Genomic DNA, 26,784 nt, shown 5'->3' on the forward strand with positions numbered 1-26,784 from the left:
TGCAAATTTTTGTGGCATAATGTCTAATAGATACCGCATGGTATATTTTGGCGGCGGCCAGTGGGCCGTCGTCTATTGCGAAAGGAGAGGTTTTTATGTTTAAACCTCTGAAAAAGTTGACCGCTCTGGCTCTGGCCGGCGCCATGCTCTTTACCGGCTGTACCGGCAAAGACGGCAAATCCTCCAGCAAGTACGACAAACTGCTCGACCCGCAAAAGCCGGTCTCGATCGAGATCTGGCACTACTACAACGGCCCGCAGAAAATCGCCTTCGACGATCTGGTGGCCGAATTCAACGAGACCGTCGGCCAGGAGAAAGGCATCGTCGTCAATGCCGTCAGTCAGGGCAACGTCAACGACCTGATGCAAAAAGTTACCGATGCGGCCAATAAAAAGGTGGGCGCCGACGAGGTGCCCGACATCTTCGCCGCCTACACCGACACCGCTTACGCCATCGACCAGCTGGGCCTGGTGGCCGATCTCGACCCGTACCTGACCGGCGACGAGCTCGATGAGTACGTCGCCTCCTACATCCAGGAGGGGCGTTTTGGCAAAGGCGACCCGCTCAAGATCTTCCCCACCGCCAAGTCCACCGAGCTGATGATGCTCAACAAGACCGATTGGGACAAATTCTCGGCTGCCACCGGGGTCACCGTCGATCAGCTCTCCACCGTCGAGGGCCTGTGCGAAGTGGCCGAAAAGTACTACGACTACTCCGGCGGCAAAGCCTTTTTCGGCCGCGACGCAATGGCCAATTACATGCTCATCGGCGCCAGACAGCTGGGCTGTGAGCTGTTTTCGGTCAAAAACGGCAATGTAAAGCTCGACCTGGATAAAGAGGTGCTCAAAAAGCTGTGGGACGGCTACTATGTCCCCTATGTGCACGGTTATTTTGCCGCCAAGGGGCGTTTTCGCTCCGACGACGCCAAGACCGGCGATCTCATCGCTCTGGTGGGCTCCACCTCCGGCGCCGCCTATTTCCCCGGCCAGGTGGTCACCAGCGACACCGAGAGCTACCCCATCGACGCTATGGTCCTCGAGCCGCCGGTGTTTGCCGGCGGTGAAAAATACGCGGTCCAGCAGGGGGCGGGCATGGTGGTCACCAAATCCGACGAGGCCACCGAGTACGCCTGCACCGTGTTTTTGAAATGGTTTACAGATAGCCAGCGCAATCTGGAGTTCTCGGTCTCCTCCGGCTACCTGCCGGTCAAGACCGCCGCCAACAAGGTCAGCTCGGTCGACAAAGCGCTGCAGTCTACCGCCGGCGACGACTCCTCGGTCACCCAGAACCTGCAGCTGTCGCTGCCGGTGGCAGTTGGCATGGTGCAAAACTATACCCTCTACACCACCCAAGGCTTTGAAAACGGCAACGACGCCCGCAACGTGCTCGAAAAATCCATGCAGCAAAAAGCCGACGAAGACCTCAAAAAAGTCCAGGCCGCGGTGGCCGGCGGGCAGAGCCAAAAGCAGGCCGCCGACAGTTTCTGCACCGACGAGAATTTCGACAGCTGGTACGATAGCTTCTGCCAGCAGGTAGAGTCGGCCGTCAACAAAGGCTGATCTCTCTGGCCATCACCCGGCCAAGCGACCCACCGCAGATAATAAAGGAGTACGGCTATGACACAGAGCGTCACGCGGCAAAAAGCGCCCCGGCGGATCACCGTCATGAGGAAGATGCTGCTGCCCATCATCCTGGTGATGGTGGTGCAGGCGGTCATCTTCTACAGTGTCATCCTGCTGGGCGGCACGCTGACGCAGCTGGACCAAAACTCCTTTGACATTTTAAACGAGCGGGTCATCAACCGCAAAAACTATCTGCAAAACGATATGATCCAGCGCTGGAGCAACCTGCGCTCCTCCCCCGACACCATCACCGCCAGCGTCAAACAGGCGCTGGGCGGCCGCAGTGCCGACGAGCTCATGGGCGATCTCGACCTCTCTACCGATGTGCTGCGCACGCTGTCGCCCGAGCTCCTCTACCTGCTGCGGCTCAATGCGGTCACCGGCGCCTTTGTGGTGCTGGGCCAGCCCACCACCGCCCAGCTCGAAGCAGAGACGCTGTCGCTGCCCGGGCTGTACGTGCGCGATCTGGACCCCAGCACCAACAACGCCAACAATTCCGATCTGCTGCTGGAGCGCTGTCCCATCGCGCTCTCCAAAGAGCTGGGCATCTCCACCGATACCCGCTGGAGCCCCCAGTTCACCTTCTCTCCCCAGCAGGACCCCGACAGCTTTGCCTTTTTTAAAAACCCCTACACGGCCACCATCAACTACGCCGACGCCGACGATGACGAGCTCTGCTACTGGAGCCGCCCGTTTTACCTCAGCCAGGACGATATCCCCGTCATCACCTACTCCATCCCGCTGCGCGACGAGAGCGGCACACTGCTGGGGGTCATGGGCATCGAGCTCAGCTGCGACTACCTCACCCGCCAGCTAAACTACAGCGAGCTGGCGACCGAGAATCAGGGCGGCTACCTGCTGGCTGTCGGCCAGTCCGAGAGCAACCGCTTCGACAAGGTGCTCATGTCCGGCCCCACCTGTCTGCAGCAGTTCGGCTCCCGCAGCCAGATCGATCTGGCCGCCGCCCCTATCTCCGGCAACAGCTATCAGATCGACGCCGGCAGCCTGCAGACCGGTGATAAGGTGTTCGGCTGTGTGCAGTACCTGCACCTGTACGACCGCAACTCCCCCTTTGAGCAGGATCAGTGGGCGCTCATCGGGGTGGTGCCCAAAACAGCTCTATTGGGCTTTTCCTCCAAGCTGCACGCCACACTGCTCATCTCTCTGGTGCTCTCGCTGGGCATCGGCGTGGTGGGGGTGTGGGCGGTAGCCCGCAAGTTCTCTCAGCCCATGGTGCGCCTGTCGGGCAAGGTGCGGCAGAGCACTTCCCCGGCCGCATTGTCGCTGGAGAGCATCGGCATCGCCGAGATCGACGATCTCATCCGCTCCATCCAGCAGCTCAGCCAAAATGTGGCCGAGTCTTCGGCCAAACTGGCGGCCATCATCAACCTCTCCGGCGTGTCGGTGGGCGCTTTCGAGCGCGCCGATGTGCAGCAGGGGGGGCAGGTGTTCTGCTCCGATCAGATGCTGCGCTTTTTGGGCATCGACATCAGTGAGCCCTACCGCTATATCGACGCCGACGATTTCGACGCGCTCATGACCCAGCTGCAGACCGATCTGGAAAAGACCGAGGAGGACGGCTCGTGCATCTACCACCGCAAAGACGGCAGCGGCCACGAGCAGTGGCTGCGCCTCAAGGCGGTGGATGACGGCGGCCGCATCCTGGGCGTGCTCATCGACGTCACCCAGGAGATCGTCGAGAAAAATAAGATCGAGTACGAGCGCGACTACGACCTGCTCACCAACCTGTTGAACCGCCGAGCCTTCCACACCACCCTGCAACAGCTCGGCCAGGAGCCCGAAAAGCTGCAGGTGGCGGCGCTCATCATGCTCGATCTGGACAATCTCAAATACATAAACGACACCTACGGCCACGATCAGGGCGACGGCTACATCCGCTGCATGGCCGAGATCCTGCGCGGCCACAGCGGCGACGGTATCGTCACCGCCCGCATGTCCGGCGACGAGTTCTACGTCTTCCTCTATGGCTTTGCCAGCAAAGATGCACTGCGGGTCTCGATCAGCTGTATCCAAAACGACATCCGTCAGGCGGTATTCCCCCTGCCCGACAACCCGGAGTTCAAAGTCCGCGCCTCAGCTGGTGTCGCCTGGTACCCCGACGACTCCCGGGATCTCGAGATGCTCATCAAATACGCCGACTTCGCCATGTACCAGGTGAAAAACACCATCAAAGGCGAGTTCCGCGAGTTCGATATCGTCAGCTACAACCGCGATTCCTACCTGTTGCACGCCAAAGAGGAGCTCAACTTGCTGCTGGAAAATCAGCTGGTCAGCTACCACTTCCAGCCCATCGTCAGCACTGCCGACGGCTCTGTACTGGGCTACGAGGCGCTGATGCGCAGCCACTCCAAAACGCTGCACACCCCACAGGAGATCCTCACCATCGCCCGCAGTCAGTCCAAGCTGCACCTGGTCGAACAGATGACCTGGTTCGGGGTGCTGGCCTCGGTGCGCCGCCGGCAGGAGGACTTTTCTGGCTGCCGCATCTTCTTGAATTCCATCCCCAACCAGGCTCTCACCACCGCCGAGATGCAGCGTCTGCAGGCGCTTTACAGCGACCTGCTGCCAAACATCGTGCTCGAGCTCACCGAGGAGGACAAACTCGATCAGGAGCTCACCCGGCAAAAACAGCAGTTCATCCAGCAGCAGAATGCGCAGCTGGCCATCGACGATTTTGGCAACGGCTACAACAGCGAGAGCCTGCTCTTGGATTTGACGCCGGATTATGTTAAAATCGATATGTCCATCATTCACAACATCGACCGCGACTACTCGCGGCAGCACCTGTTGCAGAGCCTGGTAGACTTCTGCCACAAGCAGAATATCCGGGTCATCGCCGAAGGTGTCGAGACCCGGCAGGAGGTCTGTACCCTGGTCAGTCAGGGGGTAGATTACCTGCAGGGCTTCTACCTCGGCCGGCCTACCAGTCTGCCACAGCCAGTCAGCGCCGAAGCCGTGACAGCCATAAAGGGCTGCCACCAGCTGTAAGAGCACCGTGCGGCGCCCCCCGTGTTTTTGGTAAAGGAGGCCCTATGCGCATCAAGATCACCGCCGACAGCACCTGCGATCTCTCGCCAGAGCTGATCGCAAAGCACCAGATCGACATCACACCACTGTATATCGTACGCGACGGGGTCAGCTATCGCGACGGTATCGAGATAAAGCCGCAGGATATTTTCGACAGCACCGAAAAAGATGGTCGTGTCTGCCAGACGGCAGCCATCAACATCGCCGACTATATCCGCTATTTCGAGCCGCTTTCGCAGCAGTACGATGCCGTCATCCACATAAATATCGGCTCTGAATTTTCCAGCTGCTACCAAAATGCGCTGGTGGCCGCCGACGAGTTCTCCAACGTCTTCCCCATCGACAGCCAAAACCTCACTGCCGGTATCGGCTATCTGGTGCTGGAGGCCGCGCTGATGGCCGAGAGCGGTATGGCTCCTGCGGATATCTGCGACCGGCTCAACCATCTGGTGCCCAAGATGGAGACCAGTTTCATCCTCGACAAGCTCGATTATCTGCGCCGTGGCGGGCGCTGCTCATCGGTTGCGGCGCTGGGGGCCAATCTGCTCAGCCTAAAGCCCTGTATCGAGGTCAAAGAGGGCAAGATGCACGTGGGCAAAAAGTTCCGCGGTCAGTTCGAGCGGTGTGTGCTGCAATACGTGCAGCAGCGCCTTACCGGCCGCAGCGACATATCCTACGAGCGGCTGTTCATCGTCCACACCACCGCCAGCCCCGACCTGTTGGCCGCCATCGAAAAAGAGGCCCGCAAGCTGGGCGACTTTAAAGAGGTCATCACCACCCAGGCCGGCTGTACCATCTCCAGCCACTGCGGCCCCAACACCGTGGGCATCGTCTTTGCCCGCCGGCAGTAGCCGCACCGTACCTGTCCCTACATAAAACATAAAAGAGGCCGGCACGATGCCGGCCTCTTTAGTATTCTGCCCCCTGGGCGCCAAGCGGCAGCCGGTAATAAACCGGCTGCCGCTTTTTTTCCTGCAAATTTCCTGTACTGTCTGCGCTGTGGCCGGTCACTGCCCGGCTGCTGCACGCCGTTTGCGCCCCGCGCGCAGGTCGAGCAGCACCATGATAGCCAGCCCGGCCAGCCCGGCGGCGCTGATGGCCGCCCCGGCGCGAAACAGCGGGGCCGTGTAGCGCAGCTCCACGGTGTGCGACCCCTGCTTTAGCGGAAAGCCCACAAAGGCCTGGTTGACCTTCTCGATCTTCTGCTCTTTGCCGTCCACATAGGCGGTAAAGCCCTCATCATAGGGGATGCTGGTGACAAAGTAGCCATCCTGCTGGGCCGTTACCTGGCCAGACACATTGCCCGCCAGCGACTTCTGCTTATCAAATGTAAACGGGGTCACCTGGGCCGCCGCGCTGCGCAGCGTCTCCACCGGCAGCATGTGCACCTGCAGGTTCGAGATGTGGTAGTTGCCGGGCGACAGAGTCACATCCAGTGCCGTCAGGCGCTCGCTCGAAGAGATCACATACTCAAACTGGTTGTGGTGGGCCTGATAGTACTCGTTGTTGTAGGCCAACTTGTTCTCCACCCCGTTGATCCCGATCTTAATGTCCTTGTGGGTGCCGATATTTTTCACGTTAAAGCCGATGAGCAGTAGGTTGTCCTGGTACCCCTGACCCAGGTCCAAGTGCAGCTTGTCGCTCTTAGTCACCTGCAGGTCCCAGCCGTCGTCGGTGGGGGTAATAGTGGTGTAGGGGCCTATCTGCCATCCGTCGGGCAGGTCGGTGGGCAGCACCCAGCTGATGGGGCTGTCGCCGGCCAGGTCGCTCTCGTCGGGCACCACGGTCTGATGCAGCATCACGTCCAGGCTGTAGGGGTACCCCACCCGGTTATAGGCCGACTGGCTCACGGTGCGGTAGGTCACGTAGCCCAGTGGCAGCGCATAATCCGACCGGTACAAGGTATAGTCTCCTTTTGTCTGCACCGGCTGGTAACCGGCGCCGGGGTCGCCATCGGTCACCACATAGCGGGTGCTCATCAGCAGCTGAAACAGCGCGTTGGGCGTCTGGGCGCTGACCAGCTTGTTGCGGTAGGGCTGTGCCATGCGGAAGGTATCGTCGCGAAACGACTTGTAATCGGCGTTTTGGGTAGAGGAGTACACCGAGGTGTTGAGGTAATCCGGGCGGTACACGTAATTCACGTTGTACAGGGTATCGTCCAGGTTGCCAAAACGCCACAGTCCATCTTCAGCGTCCAGGGCGGCGTCCACCAGCTGCTGTTTCTCTTCGGGGAACACCCGCTCGTACATCTCCTCGCTGACCAGCTCGTCGGTGCTGTTGGCGATCAGGCAGGTCGCAAACGACAGGCAGAGTATGACCGCGTAAAAGGAGCGGCGCACCGCCGGCCGGGCGCAAAAAAAGCACAGTGTCAAGATCACCGCCGCCTCGGCGTAATAGATGAGGTTTTTGTACCCCAGCAGCCAAAATACTGCGTTGGCCAGTACAAACAGCAGTGCCAGTTGCCGGCAGCGCACCCGCCGGGCCGCCAGATCGGCTAAAAAACCGGCCAGCATCAACCCCACGATGGGCGCAAACGGGATCAGTGCCTTGTTGCGCAGATACAGCGCCCCGTTAAACAGGTAGAGCGACAGCGGCAGCGCCAAGATCATAGCAAAGGTAATGTGCAAAAATTTGCGGGGTCGGCCGGGGGCAAAAAAGCCCCACAATACCGCCAATACCGCCACTGCGCCAAACCCCAGCGAATAGGGGCTGTAGAGCAGCCCGTCCAGGTTAGCTTTGGGCACCAGCAGGTCCAGCAGCTCGGCCGTCTTGCTCACGCCGCTCTCCCGGCCGCCCAGTATGGCCCAAAAGGTGGGCAGCAGCAACACGGCCGCCATCGCCACCCCGCAGATGACCGGCAGCAAAAAGCGCAGTCCATCCGCTAAAAAGTTCTTTACCGTAAAGCGGCGGTCCCGGCGCTCCAACACCTTTAGCCACAGGTATACCCCGTACAGCACCACCACCACGATACCCGCCACCGAGTAGTAATAGCTGGTCATCACCATCAAAAACACCGATAGGCACAGCAGCCAGCGGCTCCCCTTTTCAAAATAGCGGTGGGCGCCAAGCAGGGCCAGCAGCAAAAACGGCATGTAGTTGACAAACATAAAGTGCCGGTGGGCCTGAAAGATCAGGGAAGACGAGGTGATGAGCAGCAGCGACGTCACCAGACACACGTTCTGGCTGAATTTTTCCCGCCGCAGCAGCTGGTAAAACAAGATCCCGGTGACAATGGTCCCCACCACATTGGCCACCGCCATATAAATGGTCATAGGCACGAACGGCAGCAGATAAGAAAACAAAACCAGCGGGCTCAGCAGCCCATAATACGAAAAATTGTAGATATTTTGCCCCGCCCCTATACCCAGGGCAAAATTGGGCAGCAGCTCGCCGGTCTGGTAAAACAGCTTGCGAAAATAATCGGGAAAAGCGGTGTGCTGGCCCAGCCAGTCGGTCTTCGAGCCAAAAAACATACCGCCCGCACAGGTAATGGCCACCACCGCCAGCACCACCAGCGCGATCACCAGCCAATCGGCCCACAGCGGGCGGCGGCGCACCAGCGCACATCTCTCTTTTTTCACGGTCAGGTCCTCCTCTTGTCCCGTGGGCCCGCCCCTCTTTTTCATGGCCGGTCACTGGGTCCTTTTTACAATTGCTATCGTACCCTTTTTATCTCTTAACAACTGTTGCTAAATTCTGAAGATTTTGTGAAGATGCTGTTTCGAGCGGTCACTTTTTGTCATCGCCCATGCGCCGTGCACAAAACCTCTCCCCACAGGGGCCAAATTTTAGCACACTGCTGTCTGCGCCTACTGGCCCATCTTCAGTGTGGGCCGCTGGCCCGGCGGCTAGTCGGCCCCCAGGTGCGATAAACACAGCCCGCATGTTCCGCCGCTGTCCAGTCACAAATCTGCCGCTGTTCTCGCTATTTTGTTGCGCTGTCGCCGCCATCGCCCGTCCAGCCCGTCGCTGCCGGCAGCGATGCCGAACCCCGCTGCCGACAGTCACATAAAATAAATCGAGCCCGCCGCTACCGGCGAGGCACCAAAAAGACGATATAGAGAGGAGCCATCACGTTGACTGATTGCACCCGTTGCACCCACCGCGACCGGGACGCCTTTGGCAAGTTCCCCATCGGCATGTCCTATGTGCCGTGGCAAGTTTGGCGCGAGATATACAAGTCTGATGTTGCTTTGAGACGAGGCACCATCTTCAGCCAGTTAGATCTACCCTTTGGCAGAAAGAGAGAGGAGGATCGTTCATGGGCGAACAGCGAGACGAGCGAAAACTGCTCCTGCAACAGATAGACCAGTACAGCTTTGCCGTGGACGACGTCAAGCTGTTTTTAGATACACATCCACACGATGAGGAAGCGCTGGCATACTTCCGCCGCTACAGTGCCCTGCGCAAAAAAGCCCTGCAGGCCTATACCCAGCGCTACGGCGCGCTGTCTATGGATACCGCCAAAGGCGACCGGTGGGACTGGGTCGATACCCCTTGGCCCTGGGAAGGAGCGTATTGAGAAATGTTTCAATATGAAAAGAGACTGCAATTTCCTGTAAATATCAAAAAGCCCGACGCCAAGGTGGCCCAGATGATCATGTCCCAGTACGGCGGCCCCGACGGCGAGATCGGCGCCTCGCTGCGCTATCTGTCTCAGCGCTTTGCCAGCCCCTACCGCCAGGTATCGGCCGTGCTCACCGACATCGGCACCGAGGAGCTGGCCCATCTCGAAATGGTCGGCTCTATCGTGCACCAGCTCACGCACAACCTCACCCCCGAACAGATCAAGGCCTCCGGCTTTGCCGACTACTATATCGACCACACCACCGGCGTATGGCCGCAGGCCGCAGGCGGCGTCCCCTTTACCGCCACCGAGTTTCAGTCCAAAGGCGATATCATCACCGACCTGCACGAAGATATGGCCGCTGAGCAAAAGGCCCGCACCACCTACGACAACATTCTGCGCATGCTCGACGACCCCGATATCATCGCCCCCATCAAGTTCCTGCGGGAGCGCGAGATCGTTCACTTCCAGCGCTTTGGCGAGGCCCTTCGCTACGTGCAGGACCAGTTGGATTGCCGCAACTTCTACAGCATGAACCCCGCCTTCGACAAACGCCGCTAGTCGCACCGCACCATCCCTCCGCTCTGCTAAGCGGCCGTGCTGTCAGCGCCCGCCCCACCACTCCCGGTGGGGCGGGCGCTTTGGTGTCTATCAGCCCCACCGTGCAAGCGGCTTCCTCCGCTGTCGACTCCACTGGGCAGAGACCGCCTTTTTCGCCACTCTTCGCAAAAGCAGCGGCGTATACTGTATTTAAAAATGCGGGAGGTGATCCGGGAGATGCCAAGACCCAAAAAGCCGGTAGATTACGCAGCCGAGCTGCAAAAAGTAGAGATGCAGATCCTGCGCTGCGACAAGACCAAAGCGGAACTGATGGAGAAGAAAGGCGAGCTGCAGACGGCGCAAAAGCGCCAAGAGATCGATAAGCTGTACCAAGTCGTACAGAGCAGCGGTATGAGCGTAGACCAGGCGGTAGACCTGCTGCAACACGCCGAGAGCGCTGCCGACATACAGTAGCCCCCTCCAACGCGCCATCAGAGCGCCGTCTCCCCCCCCACGGGGCAGACGGTGCTCTTTTTGTGCTCCTCTCTATCTACCCCAAACTACCCCAGAACACCAAAAGCGCCGTACGATCAAGCAGCAGCACACCGCCACCTGTCCGTTCCGCCCCTCTGCAACCTGCTGCACCTCGCCGTGCCCGCTCGGTGACCGCTACTTCTCCCCTCGCCTGCTGGCATTTGAAAAAGCTCACAAAACCTAAGTACATTCTTATCAGACAATTCTCTTGTGCTCAGAAACGTTCCATGGTAAAATTATATATATAAACGAATCAATTCGACATGTAACCGCGCATATTGCCCGGTTGTCTACAATATTTATACAACAAATCACAACTTTTGTGCACAATGGGAAATAGTCACGCGCACAGCGACCCGCAACAGATTGCGGCAAATTCTTGCAGTGTTATAGTGCTATGCTTTGGTCATAGCGCAATTTTTGCAGGACAGGCCACCTCCCTCTCGGTCGAGAGCGCCCGGTGACCGCCCCGCACAGTGGAGTTGATAGAGATGGACCACATTCCCGCCCACAGCTGCGTGGACTGTTTTACCACCAGTTGCTCGGCTCACGACGGCAAAAACCCCGACTTCTGCCTCACCACCGGCCTGGATCCGCAGCTGCACCAGCAGGTGCTGGCGCTGTATCAAAACGACGCGCTCATCCACCGCCTGGCTGTCGCCTCTGCCGAGGTGGAGGCAGAGGGCTACCGCCAGTGGCCCCGGGTCAAAGAGACGGTGGTGTTCGCCCGCAAGATCGGCGCCAAAAAAATCGGTATCGCCACCTGTGTAGGTCTGGTTCGCGAGGCCGGTATATTTGCCAAGATCCTGCGCAAAAACGGCTTTGAGGTATACGGTGTGGCCTGCAAGGTGGGCAGCACGCCCAAAAGCGATATCGGCATCGATGAGGCCCATCAGATGAGACCGGGCGAGAGCTGCTGCAATCCCGTACTGCAAGCCGAGCTGCTGAACCGGGCCGGGACCGACCTGAACGTGGTCATCGGCCTGTGCGTGGGCCACGACAGTCTGTTCTACCGCTACAGCAAAGCCGTCACCACCACTCTGGTGGTCAAAGACCGGGTGCTGGGGCACAATCCCGTGGCTGCCCTCTATACCGCCAATTCGTACTATAAAGATCTTTTACAGGAACAGACGAGGTAATTCCTATGTTGACTGATATCTACACCAACTCTCCCCTCCCCATAGCCGGCAGCTGCAATATCCGCGAGCTGGGCGGCTACACCAACACCCAGGGCCAGCGCCTCAAATTGCACGCCTACCTGCGCTCCGACAGCTTGCACAACCTGCCCGAGAGCAGCAAAGAGGCCCTCTACCGCTACGGCGTGGGCTGTGTCATCGACCTGCGCTCCGACTCCGAGGTAGAGCGCCACCCCTGTGTGCTCGACGGCTATAAAGATATCTGCTACCACCACATCTCCATGTCTGATAATATGCACGCCACCGCTTTCGATCCGGCCACTTTGCCCGAGAGCATGTCAGACCTGTATATCTCCCTCTTAGATGAGCACGGTCAAGCTATCCGCCGCGTATTCGAGGAGTTTATCGATCACCGCCGCAGCTGCTGTCTGTTCCACTGTACAGCCGGCAAAGACCGCACCGGCGTCATCGCCATGCTCCTTTTAAAGCTGGCCGGTGTCGACGACGAATGTGTTGAGGCCGACTACGCCGTCAGCGAAGACAATCTGCGCCAGCTGATCGCCGGCGCGCAGGAACAGCTGGACCAGTATCATGTGCCCGCCTACCTGTTTGCCTCCAACCCGGCCGAGATGCAAAAGACGCTCTGCCACCTGGAGGAGACCTATGGCGGCGCCACCGGCTATCTGTCACACATCGGTTTCTCCGACGACGAGATCGAGGTGCTGCGCCACTCGCTGCTGGGCTGACGGGCGCACGGAAAAATTAATAAAAGCAAAAACACTCTGGCCGCCGGGGACTGCGTTTCCCCGGCGGTCTTTTGCGCCGTCATTTATGCTATCATTGATGCTGACAAAAGCGGCCCTGTATCGCCGCCCACCGCACTGCCAGCAACGTTTCCGAAGTTTTAAAATACCTCTTCTCCCCATCGCCCCACTGCTGCGGCCGCCGGCCGCCACTTTTCTTTGGCGGCAAAATTTGCTATAATGGGGCGCAGACGGCGCCGGCAGCAGAGCTCGCACCGCTGTGGCCATAGCTGTGCACCGGCGCCGCATTGGGGGCTTTCCCACAACTGTATAAAAAGGAGTCTTTTTCATGTCGATACAAGCTGTTCGCGCATATTTTTCCCCGCTGGGCCGGGCCGAAGATATCCTGGAGTTCCCCGTATCCAGCGCCACCGTCGAGCTGGCGGCGCAGGCGGTGGGGGTCGAGCCGGCCCGCATCGCCAAAACACTGTCTTTTAAGGATAAAGATGGCAGCGCGATCCTCATCTGCTGCGCCGGCGACTGCAAAGTCGATAATCGCAAATACAAAGACCAGTTCGGCACCAAAGCCAAAATGCTCACCCCCGACGAGGCGCTGGCTTTCACCGGCCACGCCGTGGGCGGCGTCTGCCCCTTCGGTCTGCCCCAGGATCAGCCGGTGCGGGTGTACTGCGACAAGTCGCTGCAGCGCTTCAGCACCGTGTTCCCCGCCTGTGGCAGCGCCAATTCCGCCATCGAGCTCACCTGCCAGGAGCTGGCCGACTACGCCCACAGCCTGGAGTGGATCGATGTCTGTAAGTGACCGGCTCTACCCCGGTAGGGGGTGCCGCTGATGTCCTCCTATCTCCTCCCCATCAAGGCGGCTATTTTGCTGTTTCCGCTGCTGGCCGCCGTCTTCACCCTGCCCTATATCCTGGTGCAGTACCGCCGCTACGGGGCGCTGCTCATGCTGCGGGTGGCGGTGGTGTACTCGTTTATACTGTACCTGATGTGCGCCTATTTTCTCACGATTCTGCCGCTGCCGCCGGTAGGCGAAGTGGCTCAGTACACCCGCCCCATCGTCCAGCTGCGCCCCTTTCAGTTCGTGCGCGACTTTTTAGCCGGCAGCGGCTTTGTCCCCGGCGACGTACACACCTGGCTGCCGGCCATGAAAGCCAGCACCTTTTACCAGGCGGTATTCAACGTTCTGCTGGTTCTGCCTTTTGGGGTGTACCTGCACTACTATTTTGACCGGGGCTTCTGGAGCACCTCTCTGCTCTCGTTTCTCCTCAGTCTCTCCTTCGAGCTGATACAGCTCTCAGCGCTGTTTGGCATGTATCCCCGCCCCTACCGTCTGTTCGATGTAGACGATCTGCTGCTCAACACCATAGGCGGTGTCATCGGCTGGGGCATCACTCCGCTTTTTTGCTGGTTTCTGCCCCCGCGCGAGCGGCTGGATGCCCGCTCCTACCAAAAGGGGCGCCGGGTATCCTACACCCGGCGCCTGGTGGCATTGGCCGTAGACTGGGCCGGTATCGGCGGCTGTATGCTGGCCGGCGCCCTGCTTCTCCGGGGCACCGGTCTGCCCACCGCAGTGGTGCAAAAGCCGCAAAACCTGGCCCTGCTCTACATCTGCGCGGTGGTCTTCTACTACTTCTTTTTCCCCTGGTCCAGCGGGGGCCGCACGCTGGGCAAGCTGCTGGTGGGCATCAAGCTGGTGGGGGGCGACGGGCAGCCGCCGCATCTGGGGCAGTTGGCACTGCGCTACAGCCTGCTGTACTTTGTGCTGCTGCCGGCCCCCGTGCTGGCCGCGGCGCTCACCGGGGTGCTCCCCAACACCAACGGTCCGGCGCACACCGCCCTGTTTTTGCTCTGTGGAGGGCTCATCGCCATCCCTATCCTGTTCACCTTTCACGTGTTCGCCGGCCTGCTCACCGGCAAAGACAGGCTCTTCTACGACGAGCTCAGCCACACCTATAACCAGAGCACCGTGCGGGCGCCAAACGACCCGCCCACCGCTCGCGACTGACCGCAGCGCCCACGCCGCGGCAGAGAGGAGACCGCCATGGATGTCACCCAACACAACCGCACCGCCTGGGACGAAAAGGTTCTCCGGCACGACCGCTGGACCGTCGGCGTCTCCAGCGCCCAGATCGCCCAGGCCCGCGCCGGCCGCCCACCGCTGGTGCTCACCGCCAAAAAAGTCGTCCCCGCCAGCTGGTACCGCGATGTGCGGGGCAAACAGGTGCTGTGCCTGGCCGGTGGCGGCGGGCAGCAGGGGCCGCTGCTGGCGGCGATGGGTGCCGTCGTCACCGTGTTCGACGGCAGTGATCTGCAGCTGCAGCAAGACCGGCAGGTCGCCGCCCGTGAAGGCCTTTCTCTGGCTACCGTACAGGGCGACATGCGCGATCTCTCGGTCTTTGCTGGCGCCAGCTTCGATCTCATCTTCCACCCGGTATCCAACTGCTTTGTCGACGATATCCAACCGGTGTGGCGGGAATGTTATCGGGTACTGCGCCCGGGCGGGGCGCTGCTGTCCGGTTTTGCCAACCCGCTGGTCTATCTGTTCGATACGCTCACGCCCCAAGCCGACGAGTTAAAGGTCACCTACCCGCTGCCCTACGCCGACATCCGCCACCTGCCGGCAGATGTGCTGGAAAAATGGGTGCAGGATGCACAGCCGCTGGAGTACAGCCACTCGCTGGAAGAGCAGATCGCTGGCCAGCTGCGCGCCGGTTTCCTGCTCACCGATCTCTACGAAGATATTTCCGACGACCAGCGCCAGCTAGACCGCTATACCCCTACGCTCATCGCCACCCGGGCGGTCAAACCACCGGTCGGTCTCCCCCTCTAAAAACAGGCAGAAATCCCCCCACGCAGGCAGCATACCGCCTGCGTGGGGGGATCTTTTATTGCGATCATTTCTGGCGGTCATGGGCATATATCCGCTACTGGACCGCCGTCTCCTGTACCTCAAACTGGCTGGCGTAGAGCTTGGCGTAAAAGCCTCCGGCATCCAGCAGCTGCTGGTGTCTGCCCTGCTCCACGATGTGCCCATCGCGCATCACCAAAATGTTGTCGGCCTCCTTGATGGTCGACAGGCGGTGGGCCACCACAAAGCTGGTCCGCCCCTCCATCAGCTTAGCCAGTGCCCGCTGGATGCGCTGCTCGGTGCGGGTATCGATGTTGGAGGTGGCCTCGTCCAGAATGAGCATGGGCGGGCTCACCAGCAAAATGCGGGCGATGCACAGCAGCTGCCGCTGGCCCTGCGATATACTGCCGCCGTCCTCACCGATCACCGTGTCGTATCCCTGGGGCAACCGCTTGATAAAGCTGTGGGCATGGGCAAATTTGGCTGCCGCCACGATCTCCTCGTCGGTGGCGTCAGGCCGGGCGTAGGCGATGTTCTGCCGCACCGTGCCCGAAAAAAGCCAGCTGTCCTGCAGCACCATCCCGTACTGCTGGCGCACGCTCTGTCGGGTCACATCCTGAATATCGGTGCCGCTGATACAGATGCGGCCGCTGTTTACATCGTAAAAGCGCATCAGCAGGTTGATGATGGTGGTCTTGCCGCAGCCGGTGGGTCCCACAATGGCTATGCGCTGCCCCGGCTGTACTGCCAGCGAAAAGTCTTCGATGAGCGGCTTTTGCGGGCTGTAGCGAAACGAGACCTGCTCCAGCCCCACGCTGCCGTCGCTGCGGGGCAAAACAGCCGGGGCCTCGGTCGGCTCATCGGGCTCGTCGAGCACCGCAAACACCCGCCTGGCACTGGCAAAAGCCGACTGCAGCTCGGTCACCACGCCAGATATCTCGTTAAACGGCTTGGTGTACTGGTTGGCATAGGTCAAAAAGGCCGAGATCTGCCCCACCGTCAAATGCCCCGCAATGGCCGCCACCGCCCCGATGATGCCCACCCCGGCATACACCAGCCCATTTACAAAGCGGGTGCAGGGATTGGTCATCGAGGAGTAAAACTGGGCCCGCACACCGCACTGGTACAGCTGCTGGTTGATGCCGTCAAAGGTGTCCTGCGCGCGGCTCTCATAGCGAAAGGCGCGCACCACCTTCTGGCCGGCCACCATCTCCTCCACCAGCGCTCCCATATCGCCCCGCGCCGCCGACTGCCGGCGAAACTGGTCGTGCGAGTGGCGGGCGATAAAGCTGGCCACAAACAGCGACAGCGGAGTGATGAGCACCACCACCAGCGCGATCTTCACGTTGATCGACAGCATAAACAGCAGCGTGCCCACAATGGTGATGACCCCGGTAAACAGCTGGGCAAAGCCCTGCAGCAGCCCGTCCGAGATCAGGTCGATATCGCTGACCATGCGGGTGATCAGGTCCCCGTGGGCGCTCTGGTCGATAAAGCGCAGCGGTACCTTTTGCAGCTTGTCAAACAGGCTGCGGCGCAGGTCGCGCACGGTAAAAAACGCCACCCGGTTGGTGCACAGCGTCATCGCCCACTGAAATACCGCCGCCAGCAGGTACACGCCGGCCAGCCACAGCAGGATGTACAGCACGCCGGTAAATTTCACCTGCCCCGGCCCCACGATCATGTCTATCGCCCGGCCAATTAGTACCGGCCCGTACAGGGTCAGCCCCACACTGGCCGCAGCCGTCAGCAGCGCCAGCACCAAAAACAGCAGATGTGGGCGCATATAGCGCAGCAGGCGGCCCAGCACCGGGCTCTCTTTTCTGGTATCTCTTTTCACTGTGCCGCCTCCTCTTCGCTCAGCTGGGAGAGACAGATCTCCCGGTACACCTGGCAGCTGTCCATCAGCTGGTGATGGGTGCCGCTGCCCACCAGCTGCCCGTCGTCCAGCACCAGCACCAGGTCGGCATTTTTAATGGCCGACACCCGCTGCGAGACGATAAATACCGTGCTGCCCTCTATGCGGGCCAGCGCTGCCCGCAGGGCCGCATCGGTGGCAAAATCCAGTGCGCTGGCGCTGTCGTCCAGGATCAGGATCGGCGGCATGCCCACCAGTGCCCGGGCGATAGTCAGCCGCTGCCGCTGCCCGCCCGACAGGTTCTTTCCCCCCTGCTGCACCGGCGCATCCAGCCCCTGGGGCAGCTTCTGCACAAATTCGCTGGCCTGGGCGATATCCAGCGCCCGCCACAGCTGCTCGTCGGTGGCGTCCGGCACCTGCCACAAGAGGTTCTCGCGTATCGTGCCGGTAAACAGCCGCGCCTGCTGCGGCACCAGGCCAAACTGGGCCCGCAGGGCATCCAGCGGCCACTGCCGCACATCCTGTCCGTCTATCTCAACTGTGCCGGCAACTGCGTCATAAAAGCGGGGCAGCAAGTTGACCAGCGTCGACTTGCCGGCGCCGGTGCCGCCGATAATGCCTACCGTCTGCCCCGGCTGTACCGCAAAACTGATATCGGTCAGCGCGTTCTCACCGGTAAAATAGCGAAAATCTACATCGCGCAGCTGCACCTTGGGGCAGCCGGCAGTCGGGGCGGGCACCGCCGCACCCGGCTGCTGGGCGATAGAGGGTACCGTCTCCAGCACCTCGCTCACCCGGGTGGCCGAGGCCGAGGCCTTGGTGAAGATCACCACCAGGTTGGCCACCACCACCAGCGCCAGCAAGATCTGGGTCATGTAGTTGACCAGCGCGATGATCTGCCCCTGGCTCAGCGCCCCGCTATTTACCTGGTAGCCGCCGAAATACAGGATGGCGATGATGCCAAAATTCATAATGATCGATGTCAGGGGATTGAGCAGCGCCGAGACCCGCCCCACCCGCACCGAGGTACCGGCCAGATCGCCGCTGGCGTCGTCAAAGCGCGCTTTTTCCTGTTCCTGGCGGGAAAAGGCGCGGATCACCCGCACCCCCTCCAAATTCTCGCGGGATACGGTGCCGATACGGTCTAATTTTTTCTGTATCGTGCGGTAAAACGGCACCGTCTTTTTCATCACCACATACAGCGTGAGTCCGATGAGCGGGATGGCCGCCAAAAAGATCAGCGACATCTTGAGGTCGATGGTCATGGCCATCACCGTGGCACCGATCACCAAAAACGGCGCCCGCACCACCAGCCGTATCAGCATGGCCACCGCCACCTGCAGCTGGTTCACATCACTGGTCACCCGGGTGATCAGGGTGGCGGTCCCAAACTGATCCAGCTCCCGGTGCGACAGCTGGCCAATCTTTTTAAACATGTCCTGACGCAGCAGCGTCCCCACCCCCTGCGAGGTCCGGGCGGCAAAGTACTGGCAGGTCAGGGCACAGCCCAGCCCCACCACGCCCAGCCCCACGATGAGCGCCCCCATCTTCCACACGTAGGGCAGGTCGCTCCGCCCCACGCCCCGGTCGATGATGTGGGCCATCAGCGTGGGCACCAGCAGTTCAAAGATCGCCTCGGTCAGTTTAAAAAGCGGGCCCAATATCACCTGCTTTTTAAATGGCTTCAGGTAGCGCAGTAGTTTTTTCAATCGATAAGACCTCTCTTTTCCTCCCCAGTCCGGGGGTCGGCAGCTCTCTGCCCCGGCTGTCTTTTCAGCTCGCGGCCGGGCGGGGCTCTACTTGTAATCGCCGCCGATATCGACTATTATTATAACAACTGGATATCTATATGAAAACTATTTGTTTTATATCCTCTCCATACCTAAATCGTATGGCATTTGTGCAAATCTTTACAGCAGATACGGTTCAGATCGTCCCTCTGCACAGCGGTCTGCCCGCCGTCTCGGTCTCTGCTGACGGCAGTAACAGGCCTCTCATTCCCAACAGGAGCGTATCTATGGATCTAAAAGCACTGCACTACTTCGTCACCATCGCCGACGAAGGCGCGATCACCGCCGCCGCCAAAAAACTGCATATCTCCCAGCCGCCGCTCTCGCGACAGCTGCACCTGCTCGAAGAGGAGCTGGGCCAGCTCCTCTTCGAGCGGGGCCCGCGCCAGCTGCGGCTCACGGCGGCCGGCCGTCTGCTCTATAAGCGGGCCTGTCACATCCTGGAGCTCTCACAGCTCGCCAAAAAGGAAATGTCCGATTACGGCCGCGGCCAGATCGGCATCCTCAGTCTGGGCACCGTCTCCTCGTCGGGCAGCGCCGTTTTCCAGCAGCGCATGCAAAATTTCTGCCGCCAATACCCCCAGGTGCGTTTTGAACTGCGCGAGGGAAACACCTTCGAGCTGCTGGAACTGCTGTTTGCCGGCATTATCGAGGTGGCCATCGTCCGCACCCCGTTTAAAGATGCCGGGCTGGGCTGCATCTATTTAGAAGAGGAGCCCATGGTGGCTGTGGCGTCAGCCGACTACCACTGGCCCACCACCGAGGGAGCGCTCTTCATAAGCCAGCTTCGCGATCGGCCGCTCATCTTCTATCGCCGGTTCGAAACTCTGCTGCTGGGCTGCTGCGAAGACGCGGGTTTCGAGCCAGATATCCTCTGCAAAAACGACGATGCCCGCACCACACTGCTGTGGGCCACCACCGGTGCCGGCGTCTCTATCATGCCCCGGTCGGCCCTCCAGCTGATGGGCCGTCTGCCGGTCAGCTTCAAGGTGCTCAAAGAGCGCAGCCTCTACACCCGCATCGCCGCCGTCTGGGTCAAAGACCGCTACCTCTCCTCGGTGGCCCAGCGCTTTTTAGAGCAGTATACTCCCAGCGCCAGCCACTAGCTATCCGGCACTCATCCTTAAATAGCCTGCCCGCTACTTCTCCCGGGCACACCAGTTTTATAAAACAAAAAGGGGCGCCCCGGCAACTCAAGTCACCGGGGCGCCCCTTTTTGTGGCCCAATACCCGCTCACGCGGTGCATGTCCTTTCAGTTCGCCGCCAGCGGCACACTGGCCAGCAGCGCCTCGTACTCCGGCTGGGGCATGGGGCGATAGAACACATAGCCCTGTATCAGGTCGCAGCCGGCGCGGCGCAAAAACTCCACCTGCTGCGGGTCCTCTATCCCCTCAGCCACCGTCACGATCCCAAACTGGCGCACCAGGTTGATGATGCCCTCCACGATCAGCCGGTCCTTGTCGGCGTGCACCATGTCGCGAAAGAACAGCGCGTCGATCTTCAGCACATCGATGCTCAGATTCTTAATGGTGCTCAGCGACGAATACCCCTTACCAAAGTCGTCGATGGCACAGCTGAAACCCGCCGCCTGCAGATCGTCCACGATCTCTGACAGCTGGTCCCAGTTTTCAAACAGGATCGTCTCGGTAAACTCTATCTCCAAAAGCTGCGGCGGCAGGTGGTACTTGTCGCGGATAGCCGTGTACGCCGGCACAAAATCCGCCCCGCCAAACTGCATGCGCGACACGTTCACCGATACTGGCAGCACCCGCTTTTTGCTGTCCAGCATGTGCCGCAGCCAAATACAGACCTCCTCAAACACATACCGGTCTAAAAGCGGGATGGTCCGGTTCTTTTCAAACACCGGGATAAACTGGTCGGGCGGGATCACCGTCCCGTCGGCGCGGCGCCAGCGCACCAGCGCCTCGGCGCAGGCGATCTGTCCGCTCTTCGGGTCGACCTTGGGCTGGTAATACACCTCAAATTCGTGGGCCTTCAGCGCGTCGGCCATGCTGCTCTCAATGGCTTTCTGGGCAAACAGCCGGCGGCGGATCCCCTCGTCATAAAAGCAGTACTGGCCGCTCACCGTCCCGTTCTTCACGTCGCCGCGGGCAAAGTTGGCCCGGTCCATCAGCCCCTCTACCTTCAGCTGCTCCACCGTGTCCTCCACACAGCAGATACCGCACCGCACCGGCAGCGACTGCTTTTGATAGGTGGTGTACACATAGTCCACGATCTGCGCGTCCACATACCGCTGGCGCTGCAGCAGGTGTCGCTTGGCGTCGTACTGCCGCAAGATCACAAAGTTGTCGGCATTTATCCGCCCAAAAACCTCGCTGTCGCCCATATCAGCCGATAGCAGCGCCGCATAGCGCTTTAAGATGTTGTCGCCGCAAGCGTAGCCAAGCAGGTCGTTCAGGTACTTAAAGTCGGCAAAATCCACATAAAAAAGCGCGTATTTTTCTTCTGCCGCCCCGTCCAGCAGCAGCTGAGCCTCTCTCTGAAAGCGGCCCAGGTCATAAGCGCCGGTCAGCGGGTCGCGGCCCGCCTGGTCGCTCAGGTCCTGGTTGGCGCTTTTCAGGTGCAGCATCTCCTTAAAATTAAAGCGGAAAAACACCGCCCACACCGCCAAGATCCCCACAAAAAGCAGGATGATGAGCACCGTAAGGTCTCTTGTCTGGCGGCTGGAATAGGCCTCGGCGGCAAAAACCGTCTGGTTGGCCAAGTCAAAATACTGCTCGCTCTTATCTAAAAAAGCAGGCGCCACCGCCGCGTCGGTGCGGTGGGCGTAGAGCAGCTCTTTCAGGTCTCCCCACTGCTGGTCCAGCTCTTCCAGGCGCAGGTGGTAGTCCCGGTCCTCGATCAGCGCCAGCCCATACTTGCCTTTGCCGGTGGTCAGGTTCTCCAAAATATCGTCTAAGTACACGATCAGCTCGTCGCTCGGCGTGTCGGCCAGTTCCAGCTTCACCAGCCGCTGGGTGGCGCCGCGTACGATGCCCACATAATTGATCAGCTGCCCGTGGGAGCGCACGCTGTGGATAGACTGCAGCGTCACACACCCCAGCAAGATCATCCCCACAAAAAAGCCGAACAGCGCGTACCGCCACCGCCTTTTCATCGCCGCCTCACCTCCCCGTTTTACACATATCATCATTATACCATTTTCTACAAAAGAAGCCAAATTCTTTTTTGCATTTTTAGACGTTTGCCAAAAACATCGCCACATTCTTTTTGGACGCACATATCCAAGCTCGCAATTATGACCTGTCTTCCATTTATCCTGCGCCGGTCTGACGAATCATTCGCCTATCAGCTGGCAGTGGTTGCCGACAACGGCGCCATGGAAGTGACCCAGCCGCTGCGCACAAAAAAAGAGCGCCCGGGCACTGGTCCCGGGCGCTCGCTTGTCTCGTAAAAACAGTTTGCCGACGCGGTATATCCGCCTATCGGCGCGGCTGCCAATGCGGCTTTTTAATGCGCTGTACCGCTTTTAACATGGCCAGCAGCATCACCGTTTCAATGGGCAGCAAGATCAGGTTTTTGGTGATGCGCACGCTCATCAGCGCCCAAAAGGCACTGCCGTACATCACCGACAGCCACAGCGGTGTCAGCAGCAGGTTCACCATCCCGGTCACCGCGCATTTGGCCGCCAGCGCCCGCCAGATGGTGGGCACTTTCTGGTACAGCACCAGCCCGTACAAAAAGCCGGTGACCACCGCATTTAGCGTAAAGCCGGGGAAAAACCCCCCCGCTGTGGGCCGCACCAGATACTTGATGATATCGGCCACCCCATTGGCCGCTCCGGCTGCCACCGGGCCGTACAGGTACCCGCTGGTGCCGATCACCAAAAAGGTGAGCCCGATCTTTAAAAACTCGTTGGGCACGATGGTAAAAAAGTGCAGCACCACGTTCAGCGCCGTGAGCATGGCCAGCCCGGTCAGGCTGTAAGGCGAGCGCAGCTCCTGCGCCGAGCGGGCCACACATTGGCCCAGTGACAATTTTGCGTTGGCATTCGATGACATAAAAAAAACCTCCTTATCTCTGCAAAGTAGTGTGCATGCAGCCACATAAGGAGATGCTCTAACGTCTCTCTCAGAAGAAAAAGCCAATTTGCCGCGGCCAACAGTTCCCGCGCCTGCACCGCACCTCTAGCCATCCCCCTAAGCAGGAGAAAGGCCCGAAAAGGTACTTCTACCCATTCCCCCTACAGGCGGGTACCGGCCGGAGGAAAAGGCAACTATTTGCGCCAGCAAAACGGAGCGCTGTGCCCGACAAGGCTCTTCTTCAAGCTATTCTCACAGAGAATAGCCGTGGCAGCGGGATGCAGACCGCGCACCGCAAGAGTCGTGCCGCTCGTCCACCGCGGCCGGCCCGTCGGACCTGGCCACAGCAAAAAGGCAGCGCCGCTCTTTTCGTCCGGCTGTCAACTCCCCGTTCAGCCGGCACTTAACGCGCAGGGTCTTACTCTGCTAAAGGCATTGTAGCAAAAACGCCCCTACCGTGCAAGACCCTGCCCGCTAAAATCGGGAATGAAGCTCTCACTCACAGTTCCCCCCTCCTGCACAAAGGCGTTCTCAATGCCCAGTTCCAGCGCGTAATCGATCACCCGCTCGTACTCCGCCGCCGTTATGCAGCGGCCCAGCTCGGGCCAGCGCACCCGCACTCGGGGCAGGGGGGTATACTGGTTCATGATGCTCAGGTACACGCTGTCGCCAAAGCGCCCGTAAAGATAGCGCAGCACCGCCCGACTGTCCGCCTCACAGCCGGGCAGCAGCAGGTGCCGCACGATCATCCCCCGCCGCATCATGCCGCAGTCGTCAAACACCGGTTCCCCCACCTGTAAAAACATCTCGTCCAGGGCCTCCCGCACCACCTGCGGGTAATCCGGCGCCCCCGAATAGCGCGCCGCCAGCTGCGCATCCAGGTACTTGCAGTCGGGCAGGTAGATGTCCACATACCCCGCCAGCATCCGCAGTGTCTCCCTGCGCTCGTAGCCGCCGCAGTTATACACCACCGGCAGCGCCAATCCCCGGCTCTTGGCCAGGTCCAGCGCCGCGATCACCTGGGGCAGATAATGGGTGGCTGTGACCAGGTTCAAGTTGTGTGCTCCCTGCTGCTGCAGCGACAAAAAGCTCTCGGCCAGCTGGGGCACCGTCACCTCTACTCCCTGCCCGTCGGCGCTGATCTGGTAGTTCTGGCAAAATACGCAGCCCAGCGTACAGCCGCTAAAAAACACCGCGCCCGAGCCCCTGTCGCCCGACAGGCAGGGCTCCTCCCAAAAGTGCAGTGCTGCGCGCCCGGCGCGCACCGCCGCTCCGGCCCCGCAGTACCCGGTCTCTCCACGCAGCCGGTCGGCGCCGCAGCGGCGCGGGCACAGCGTACAGTGTTCCAGCAGCTGCCGGTAGTCCTCCCCCATGTTCACCGCTCCCCTCTGTTTTTCCTGACGATTATACCACCGCTAGCCCCGGCAGCGCCACTTTTTTGCCGCTACCAGACGATTTTACACCTTTTTCGATTGACAAAATTCTCACATATCTGTACTATTGTACTAAACATCTAGTACAAAATTCTCTGCGGGCGGGCCTCCCAGCCTCACCGCGGCACTGAGAGAGGGGCACACACATGCAGCTGATACTCCAAGATATCACCAAGGCCTTTGGCGAAAAATCGGTGCTCACCGGCGCCAGCTTCACCTTTGAAAAGGGAAAGATCTACGGCCTGCTCGGCCGCAACGGAGCAGGTAAGACCACGCTGTTTAACTGCCTCAGCGGCGAGCTGCCGCCCGACAGCGGCGCCGCCGTCGTCCAGTTCGGCGACGCCGAAAAGCCGCTGACGCCCGAGGACATCGGCTACGTGTTCTCCACCCCCATCCTGCCCGAGTTCATGACCGGCTACGAATTCTTAAAATTCTACATAGAGATCCACAAAAACATCCCCCAGACCGCCAGCATCGACGACTACTTCGAACTGGTCGGCATCGAGCCGCAAGACCGCCACCGCCTCATCAAGGGCTACTCCCACGGCATGAAAAACAAGGTGCAGATGCTCTGCTTCCTCATCGCCAAGCCGCCTATCATCCTGCTGGATGAGCCGCTCACCTCTTTTGACGTGGTGGCTGCACTGGAGATGAAGAACCTGCTGCGCGATATCAAAAAAGATCACGTCATCATCTTCTCCACCCACATCCTGCAGCTGGCCACCGACCTGTGCGACGAGATCGTCATTCTAAACGGCGGTGCGCTCTCCCAGATGGACACCGCCCTGCTGCACAGCAAGGAGTTCGAGGAGAAGATCATCGAGATCCTGCGCGATCCGCCCCACCAGCCCGAGACCCCGCCCGCCGCTGCCGCCAGCCCCAAAAGCGCCTTCTCCCTGCGCGGCAAAAGGAGGTGATGGGCGTGGAGCAAACGCAAAAAAACAGCGACTTCGCCAGCACGCTGATCACCGTATTCACTGTGCAGGCAGCGCTCACCGCCAACAAATTTATCTACTATTTTAAGCGTATCCCCCTGCTGGGCCGCCTGGCCGGCGACAGCATCTACGCCGACGGCAGCCTGAAAACAGCGCTGTGCGGGGTGTTTGCCATTCTCAAGCAGCTCATGCGCTTTTTCTACAAGGCGCTCTACATCGGCCTTGTCGCCTATCTGCCCGCCTTTCTCATGCTCGAAAACGCCGCCAAAGCCACCCGCCAAGGCCTGTTCGTATGGGTCCTGCTCATGATGAGCATCGGCGGCGCAGTGCTGAACGCCCACACCGCCAATACCGACTTTTTGCGCTATACCTGTATCAAACTGCTGGGCATGGAGCCGGGCCGTTTCATCTACAGTACGGTGGTGTTCGATCACCTCACCGACCTGGTATTTTTCCTGCCGGCCTCCCTCATCTTCGGTCTGCTGGCCGGTCTGCCGCTGGTCAGTTGTCTGGTGCTGCCGGTCATGGTGGTGGGGCTGCATCTGGCCGGCGAGGCCCTGCATCTGTTTTTGTTCGACAAGTGCGGTATCGTACTGGTCAAAAAGCATCTCATCACCTGGGGCTTTGCCGGTCTGTGCCTGCTGTTGGGCTATCTGCCGCTGCTGTTTCCGGGCCTGGCGCCGCTGGTGCGCCACCACTGGGCAGTCAGTTTGCCGGGCGCACTGCTGTTTTTGGTGCTGGGCGGTCTGGGCCTGCACTACTTAAAGACCTACAGCGTCTACACCGGTCTGTCGCAGGCCACCACCAACCTCAGCGAGGCGGTGCTCGACCCCAAAAAGGCCCAGAGCCAGGCGCTGTTTGCCGGGGTCAAGCTCAAAGATGAAGACCTGCGGCAAGAGAGCCTGCAGCCCGGCCGCTTTGCCCACCGCCACGGCTTCGACTACCTCAACGCCCTGTTTTTCGACCGCCACCGCCGCATGGTGCTAAAGCCCATCCTCATCGAGCTGGCGGTCATCGGTGCCCTGTTTTTACTGCTGGTGCTGCTGTGCATCCTGTCTCCCCAGCTGGCCTACACCGGGGCGGCGGCGGTCACCGGTATCCTGCCGGTGTTCGTGTTCTGCATGTACATGGCCACCAGTCAGTGCGAGCGCATCACCCGCGCCATGTTCTATAACTGCGATATCGCCCTGTTGCGCTACAGCTTTTACCGCTCCCGCCGCGCCGTGCTCGAGACCTTCCGCCGACGCATGCTCTACGTCGGCGGGTTCAATCTGCTGGTGGGCGCGGCCATGTGCGCCGCCGTCGGCGGGTTCGTGGCGCTGGCCGGCTACCACTGGCCGCCCGACCAGATGATCCCCTTCATGCTCTCACTGCTCTGCCTGTCGCTGTTTTTCGCGGTACATCACCTGTTTTGCTACTATATCTTCCAGCCCTATACCACCGATCTCAACATGAAAAACCCCTTCTACAAGCTGGTCAACATGGCCGTTTACCTGCTGTGCTACCTCTGTTTGCAAATAAAGGTCGAGCCCCGGGGCTTTGCCGTCGTGGTCAGTCTTTCCACCGTCGTCTACATGACCGTGGCGCTCCTGCTGGTCTACCGCTTTGCCCCCAAAACATTTCGGGTCAAGTGATCTCTTGCCCGCCGTCAAAACAGCCCCGGCC

Annotated in this window: 21 protein-coding genes and 1 riboswitch; of the genes, 15 read left to right on the plus strand and 6 right to left on the minus strand. The window is 60.0% G+C overall.

The genetic code is table 11. The features are described 5' to 3' along the window. Nucleotides 1-95 precede the first annotated feature (95 nt). The 3 genes from H8K20_RS06060 to H8K20_RS06070 are packed head-to-tail and all read left to right on the plus strand — an operon-like array spanning nucleotide 96 to nucleotide 5,521. Nucleotides 96-1,559, plus strand: coding sequence for an extracellular solute-binding protein (locus H8K20_RS06060; RefSeq protein WP_154865348.1), 1,464 nt, complete (start codon nucleotides 96-98; stop codon nucleotides 1,557-1,559). A gap of 57 nt (nucleotides 1,560-1,616) precedes the next feature. Next, a complete protein-coding gene (locus H8K20_RS06065) occupies nucleotides 1,617-4,631 on the plus strand; it encodes a bifunctional diguanylate cyclase/phosphodiesterase (protein ID WP_186487781.1) in 3,015 nt (1,004 codons plus the stop codon). Between the two features lie 44 nt (nucleotides 4,632-4,675). Beyond that, the gene (locus H8K20_RS06070) at nucleotides 4,676-5,521 is read left to right on the plus strand and encodes a DegV family protein (RefSeq protein ID WP_105204296.1); all 846 of its coding nucleotides are present in this window, start codon (nucleotides 4,676-4,678) and stop codon (nucleotides 5,519-5,521) included. Between the two features lie 156 nt (nucleotides 5,522-5,677). Here the strand turns inward: H8K20_RS06070 and H8K20_RS06075 are convergent, their stop codons facing one another. Continuing rightward, a complete protein-coding gene (locus H8K20_RS06075) occupies nucleotides 5,678-8,251 on the minus strand; it encodes a YfhO family protein (protein ID WP_186487782.1) in 2,574 nt (857 codons plus the stop codon). Between the two features lie 558 nt (nucleotides 8,252-8,809). Between H8K20_RS06075 and H8K20_RS06080 the strand changes: the two genes are divergently transcribed. The 9 genes from H8K20_RS06080 to H8K20_RS06120 all read left to right on the plus strand — a co-directional run bounded on the left by H8K20_RS06080 (nucleotide 8,810) and on the right by H8K20_RS06120 (nucleotide 15,041). Continuing rightward, a complete protein-coding gene (locus H8K20_RS06080) occupies nucleotides 8,810-8,977 on the plus strand; it encodes a spore coat associated protein CotJA (protein ID WP_105204431.1) in 168 nt (55 codons plus the stop codon). After that, complete coding sequence (locus tag H8K20_RS06085) at nucleotides 8,932-9,192, plus strand: spore coat protein CotJB (RefSeq protein ID WP_105204294.1); 261 nt, start codon at nucleotides 8,932-8,934, stop codon at nucleotides 9,190-9,192. Before H8K20_RS06080 ends, H8K20_RS06085 begins: the two co-directional genes overlap by 46 nt. A 3-nt stretch (nucleotides 9,193-9,195) precedes the next feature. Then, complete coding sequence (locus H8K20_RS06090) at nucleotides 9,196-9,798, plus strand: manganese catalase family protein (protein ID WP_105204293.1); 603 nt, start codon at nucleotides 9,196-9,198, stop codon at nucleotides 9,796-9,798. Between the two features lie 216 nt (nucleotides 9,799-10,014). After that, entirely contained in the window at nucleotides 10,015-10,251 is a 237-nt protein-coding gene (locus tag H8K20_RS06095) for a hypothetical protein (protein ID WP_105204292.1), read from the plus strand. A gap of 551 nt (nucleotides 10,252-10,802) precedes the next feature. Continuing rightward, a complete protein-coding gene (locus tag H8K20_RS06100) occupies nucleotides 10,803-11,450 on the plus strand; it encodes a DUF1847 domain-containing protein (RefSeq protein WP_154865343.1) in 648 nt (215 codons plus the stop codon). Between the two features lie 5 nt (nucleotides 11,451-11,455). Beyond that, entirely contained in the window at nucleotides 11,456-12,193 is a 738-nt protein-coding gene (locus H8K20_RS06105) for a tyrosine-protein phosphatase (RefSeq protein ID WP_105204290.1), read from the plus strand. 346 nt (nucleotides 12,194-12,539) lie between these two features. Continuing rightward, a complete protein-coding gene (locus H8K20_RS06110; RefSeq protein ID WP_186487783.1) occupies nucleotides 12,540-13,010 on the plus strand; it encodes a YbaK/EbsC family protein in 471 nt (156 codons plus the stop codon). Nucleotides 13,011-13,040: 30 nt separating this feature from the next. Beyond that, nucleotides 13,041-14,216, plus strand: a complete 1,176-nt coding sequence (locus H8K20_RS06115) for a VanZ family protein (RefSeq protein WP_186487784.1) — start codon at nucleotides 13,041-13,043, stop codon at nucleotides 14,214-14,216. A 36-nt stretch (nucleotides 14,217-14,252) separates the two neighbouring features. Then, nucleotides 14,253-15,041 carry a class I SAM-dependent methyltransferase gene (locus tag H8K20_RS06120; RefSeq protein WP_186487785.1) on the plus strand — a complete coding sequence of 263 codons (789 nt, stop codon included), beginning with the start codon at nucleotides 14,253-14,255 and terminating at the stop codon, nucleotides 15,039-15,041. A 94-nt stretch (nucleotides 15,042-15,135) separates the two neighbouring features. On the opposite strand, the gene H8K20_RS06125 is transcribed toward H8K20_RS06120, so the two are convergent. Beyond that, nucleotides 15,136-16,845: an ABC transporter ATP-binding protein gene (locus H8K20_RS06125; protein ID WP_186488213.1), complete on the minus strand. Its 1,710-nt coding sequence runs from the start codon at nucleotides 16,843-16,845 to the stop codon at nucleotides 15,136-15,138. Between the two features lie 50 nt (nucleotides 16,846-16,895). Further along, nucleotides 16,896-18,626, minus strand: coding sequence for an ABC transporter ATP-binding protein (locus tag H8K20_RS06130; RefSeq protein WP_186487786.1), 1,731 nt, complete (start codon nucleotides 18,624-18,626; stop codon nucleotides 16,896-16,898). Nucleotides 18,627-18,934: 308 nt separating this feature from the next. On the opposite strand from H8K20_RS06130, the gene H8K20_RS06135 reads away from it, so the two are divergent. Next, nucleotides 18,935-19,813, plus strand: coding sequence for a LysR family transcriptional regulator (locus H8K20_RS06135; protein WP_105204285.1), 879 nt, complete (start codon nucleotides 18,935-18,937; stop codon nucleotides 19,811-19,813). A 147-nt stretch (nucleotides 19,814-19,960) separates the two neighbouring features. On the opposite strand, the gene H8K20_RS06140 is transcribed toward H8K20_RS06135, so the two are convergent. The 3 genes from H8K20_RS06140 to H8K20_RS06150 form a co-directional block, all read right to left on the minus strand. Then, entirely contained in the window at nucleotides 19,961-21,826 is a 1,866-nt protein-coding gene (locus H8K20_RS06140; RefSeq protein WP_186487787.1) for a putative bifunctional diguanylate cyclase/phosphodiesterase, read from the minus strand. 325 nt (nucleotides 21,827-22,151) lie between these two features. Continuing rightward, nucleotides 22,152-22,730, minus strand: a complete 579-nt coding sequence (locus H8K20_RS06145) for a folate family ECF transporter S component (protein ID WP_186487788.1) — start codon at nucleotides 22,728-22,730, stop codon at nucleotides 22,152-22,154. Nucleotides 22,731-23,020: 290 nt separating this feature from the next. Continuing rightward, nucleotides 23,021-23,179: riboswitch (THF riboswitch) on the minus strand. A 24-nt stretch (nucleotides 23,180-23,203) separates the two neighbouring features. Further along, nucleotides 23,204-24,124, minus strand: a complete 921-nt coding sequence (locus tag H8K20_RS06150; RefSeq protein WP_186487789.1) for a radical SAM protein — start codon at nucleotides 24,122-24,124, stop codon at nucleotides 23,204-23,206. 206 nt (nucleotides 24,125-24,330) lie between these two features. On the opposite strand from H8K20_RS06150, the gene H8K20_RS06155 reads away from it, so the two are divergent. Together H8K20_RS06155 and H8K20_RS06160 are read left to right on the plus strand one after the other, a co-directional pair. Then, nucleotides 24,331-25,101, plus strand: coding sequence for an ABC transporter ATP-binding protein (locus tag H8K20_RS06155; RefSeq protein ID WP_186487790.1), 771 nt, complete (start codon nucleotides 24,331-24,333; stop codon nucleotides 25,099-25,101). 5 nt (nucleotides 25,102-25,106) lie between these two features. Then, nucleotides 25,107-26,753, plus strand: coding sequence for a hypothetical protein (locus H8K20_RS06160; RefSeq protein WP_186487791.1), 1,647 nt, complete (start codon nucleotides 25,107-25,109; stop codon nucleotides 26,751-26,753). Nucleotides 26,754-26,784: the final 31 nt, after the last annotated feature.

This window comes from Neobittarella massiliensis (ex Bilen et al. 2018), from assembly GCF_014269355.1.
GTDB classification, from domain to species: Bacteria; Bacillota; Clostridia; order Oscillospirales; family Ruminococcaceae; genus Neobittarella; species Neobittarella massiliensis.

What these genes read in the sequence shown, in the direction of transcription:
- H8K20_RS06135 (WP_105204285.1), top strand. Translation starts at nt 18,935, where the DNA reads ATGGATCTAAAAGCACTGCACTACTTCGTCACCATCGCCGACGAAGGC.
- H8K20_RS06125 (WP_186488213.1), bottom strand. Translation starts at nt 16,845, where the DNA reads ATGCGCCCACATCTGCTGTTTTTGGTGCTGGCGCTGCTGACGGCTGCG.
- H8K20_RS06085 (WP_105204294.1), top strand. Translation starts at nt 8,932, where the DNA reads ATGGGCGAACAGCGAGACGAGCGAAAACTGCTCCTGCAACAGATAGAC.
- H8K20_RS06070 (WP_105204296.1), top strand. Translation starts at nt 4,676, where the DNA reads ATGCGCATCAAGATCACCGCCGACAGCACCTGCGATCTCTCGCCAGAG.
- H8K20_RS06080 (WP_105204431.1), top strand. Translation starts at nt 8,810, where the DNA reads ATGTCCTATGTGCCGTGGCAAGTTTGGCGCGAGATATACAAGTCTGAT.
- H8K20_RS06095 (WP_105204292.1), top strand. Translation starts at nt 10,015, where the DNA reads ATGCCAAGACCCAAAAAGCCGGTAGATTACGCAGCCGAGCTGCAAAAA.
- H8K20_RS06105 (WP_105204290.1), top strand. Translation starts at nt 11,456, where the DNA reads ATGTTGACTGATATCTACACCAACTCTCCCCTCCCCATAGCCGGCAGC.
- H8K20_RS06100 (WP_154865343.1), top strand. Translation starts at nt 10,803, where the DNA reads ATGGACCACATTCCCGCCCACAGCTGCGTGGACTGTTTTACCACCAGT.
- H8K20_RS06150 (WP_186487789.1), bottom strand. Translation starts at nt 24,124, where the DNA reads ATGGGGGAGGACTACCGGCAGCTGCTGGAACACTGTACGCTGTGCCCG.
- H8K20_RS06145 (WP_186487788.1), bottom strand. Translation starts at nt 22,730, where the DNA reads ATGTCATCGAATGCCAACGCAAAATTGTCACTGGGCCAATGTGTGGCC.
- H8K20_RS06120 (WP_186487785.1), top strand. Translation starts at nt 14,253, where the DNA reads ATGGATGTCACCCAACACAACCGCACCGCCTGGGACGAAAAGGTTCTC.
- H8K20_RS06065 (WP_186487781.1), top strand. Translation starts at nt 1,617, where the DNA reads ATGACACAGAGCGTCACGCGGCAAAAAGCGCCCCGGCGGATCACCGTC.
- H8K20_RS06115 (WP_186487784.1), top strand. Translation starts at nt 13,041, where the DNA reads ATGTCCTCCTATCTCCTCCCCATCAAGGCGGCTATTTTGCTGTTTCCG.
- H8K20_RS06110 (WP_186487783.1), top strand. Translation starts at nt 12,540, where the DNA reads ATGTCGATACAAGCTGTTCGCGCATATTTTTCCCCGCTGGGCCGGGCC.
- H8K20_RS06060 (WP_154865348.1), top strand. Translation starts at nt 96, where the DNA reads ATGTTTAAACCTCTGAAAAAGTTGACCGCTCTGGCTCTGGCCGGCGCC.
- H8K20_RS06140 (WP_186487787.1), bottom strand. Translation starts at nt 21,826, where the DNA reads ATGAAAAGGCGGTGGCGGTACGCGCTGTTCGGCTTTTTTGTGGGGATG.
- H8K20_RS06155 (WP_186487790.1), top strand. Translation starts at nt 24,331, where the DNA reads ATGCAGCTGATACTCCAAGATATCACCAAGGCCTTTGGCGAAAAATCG.
- H8K20_RS06090 (WP_105204293.1), top strand. Translation starts at nt 9,196, where the DNA reads ATGTTTCAATATGAAAAGAGACTGCAATTTCCTGTAAATATCAAAAAG.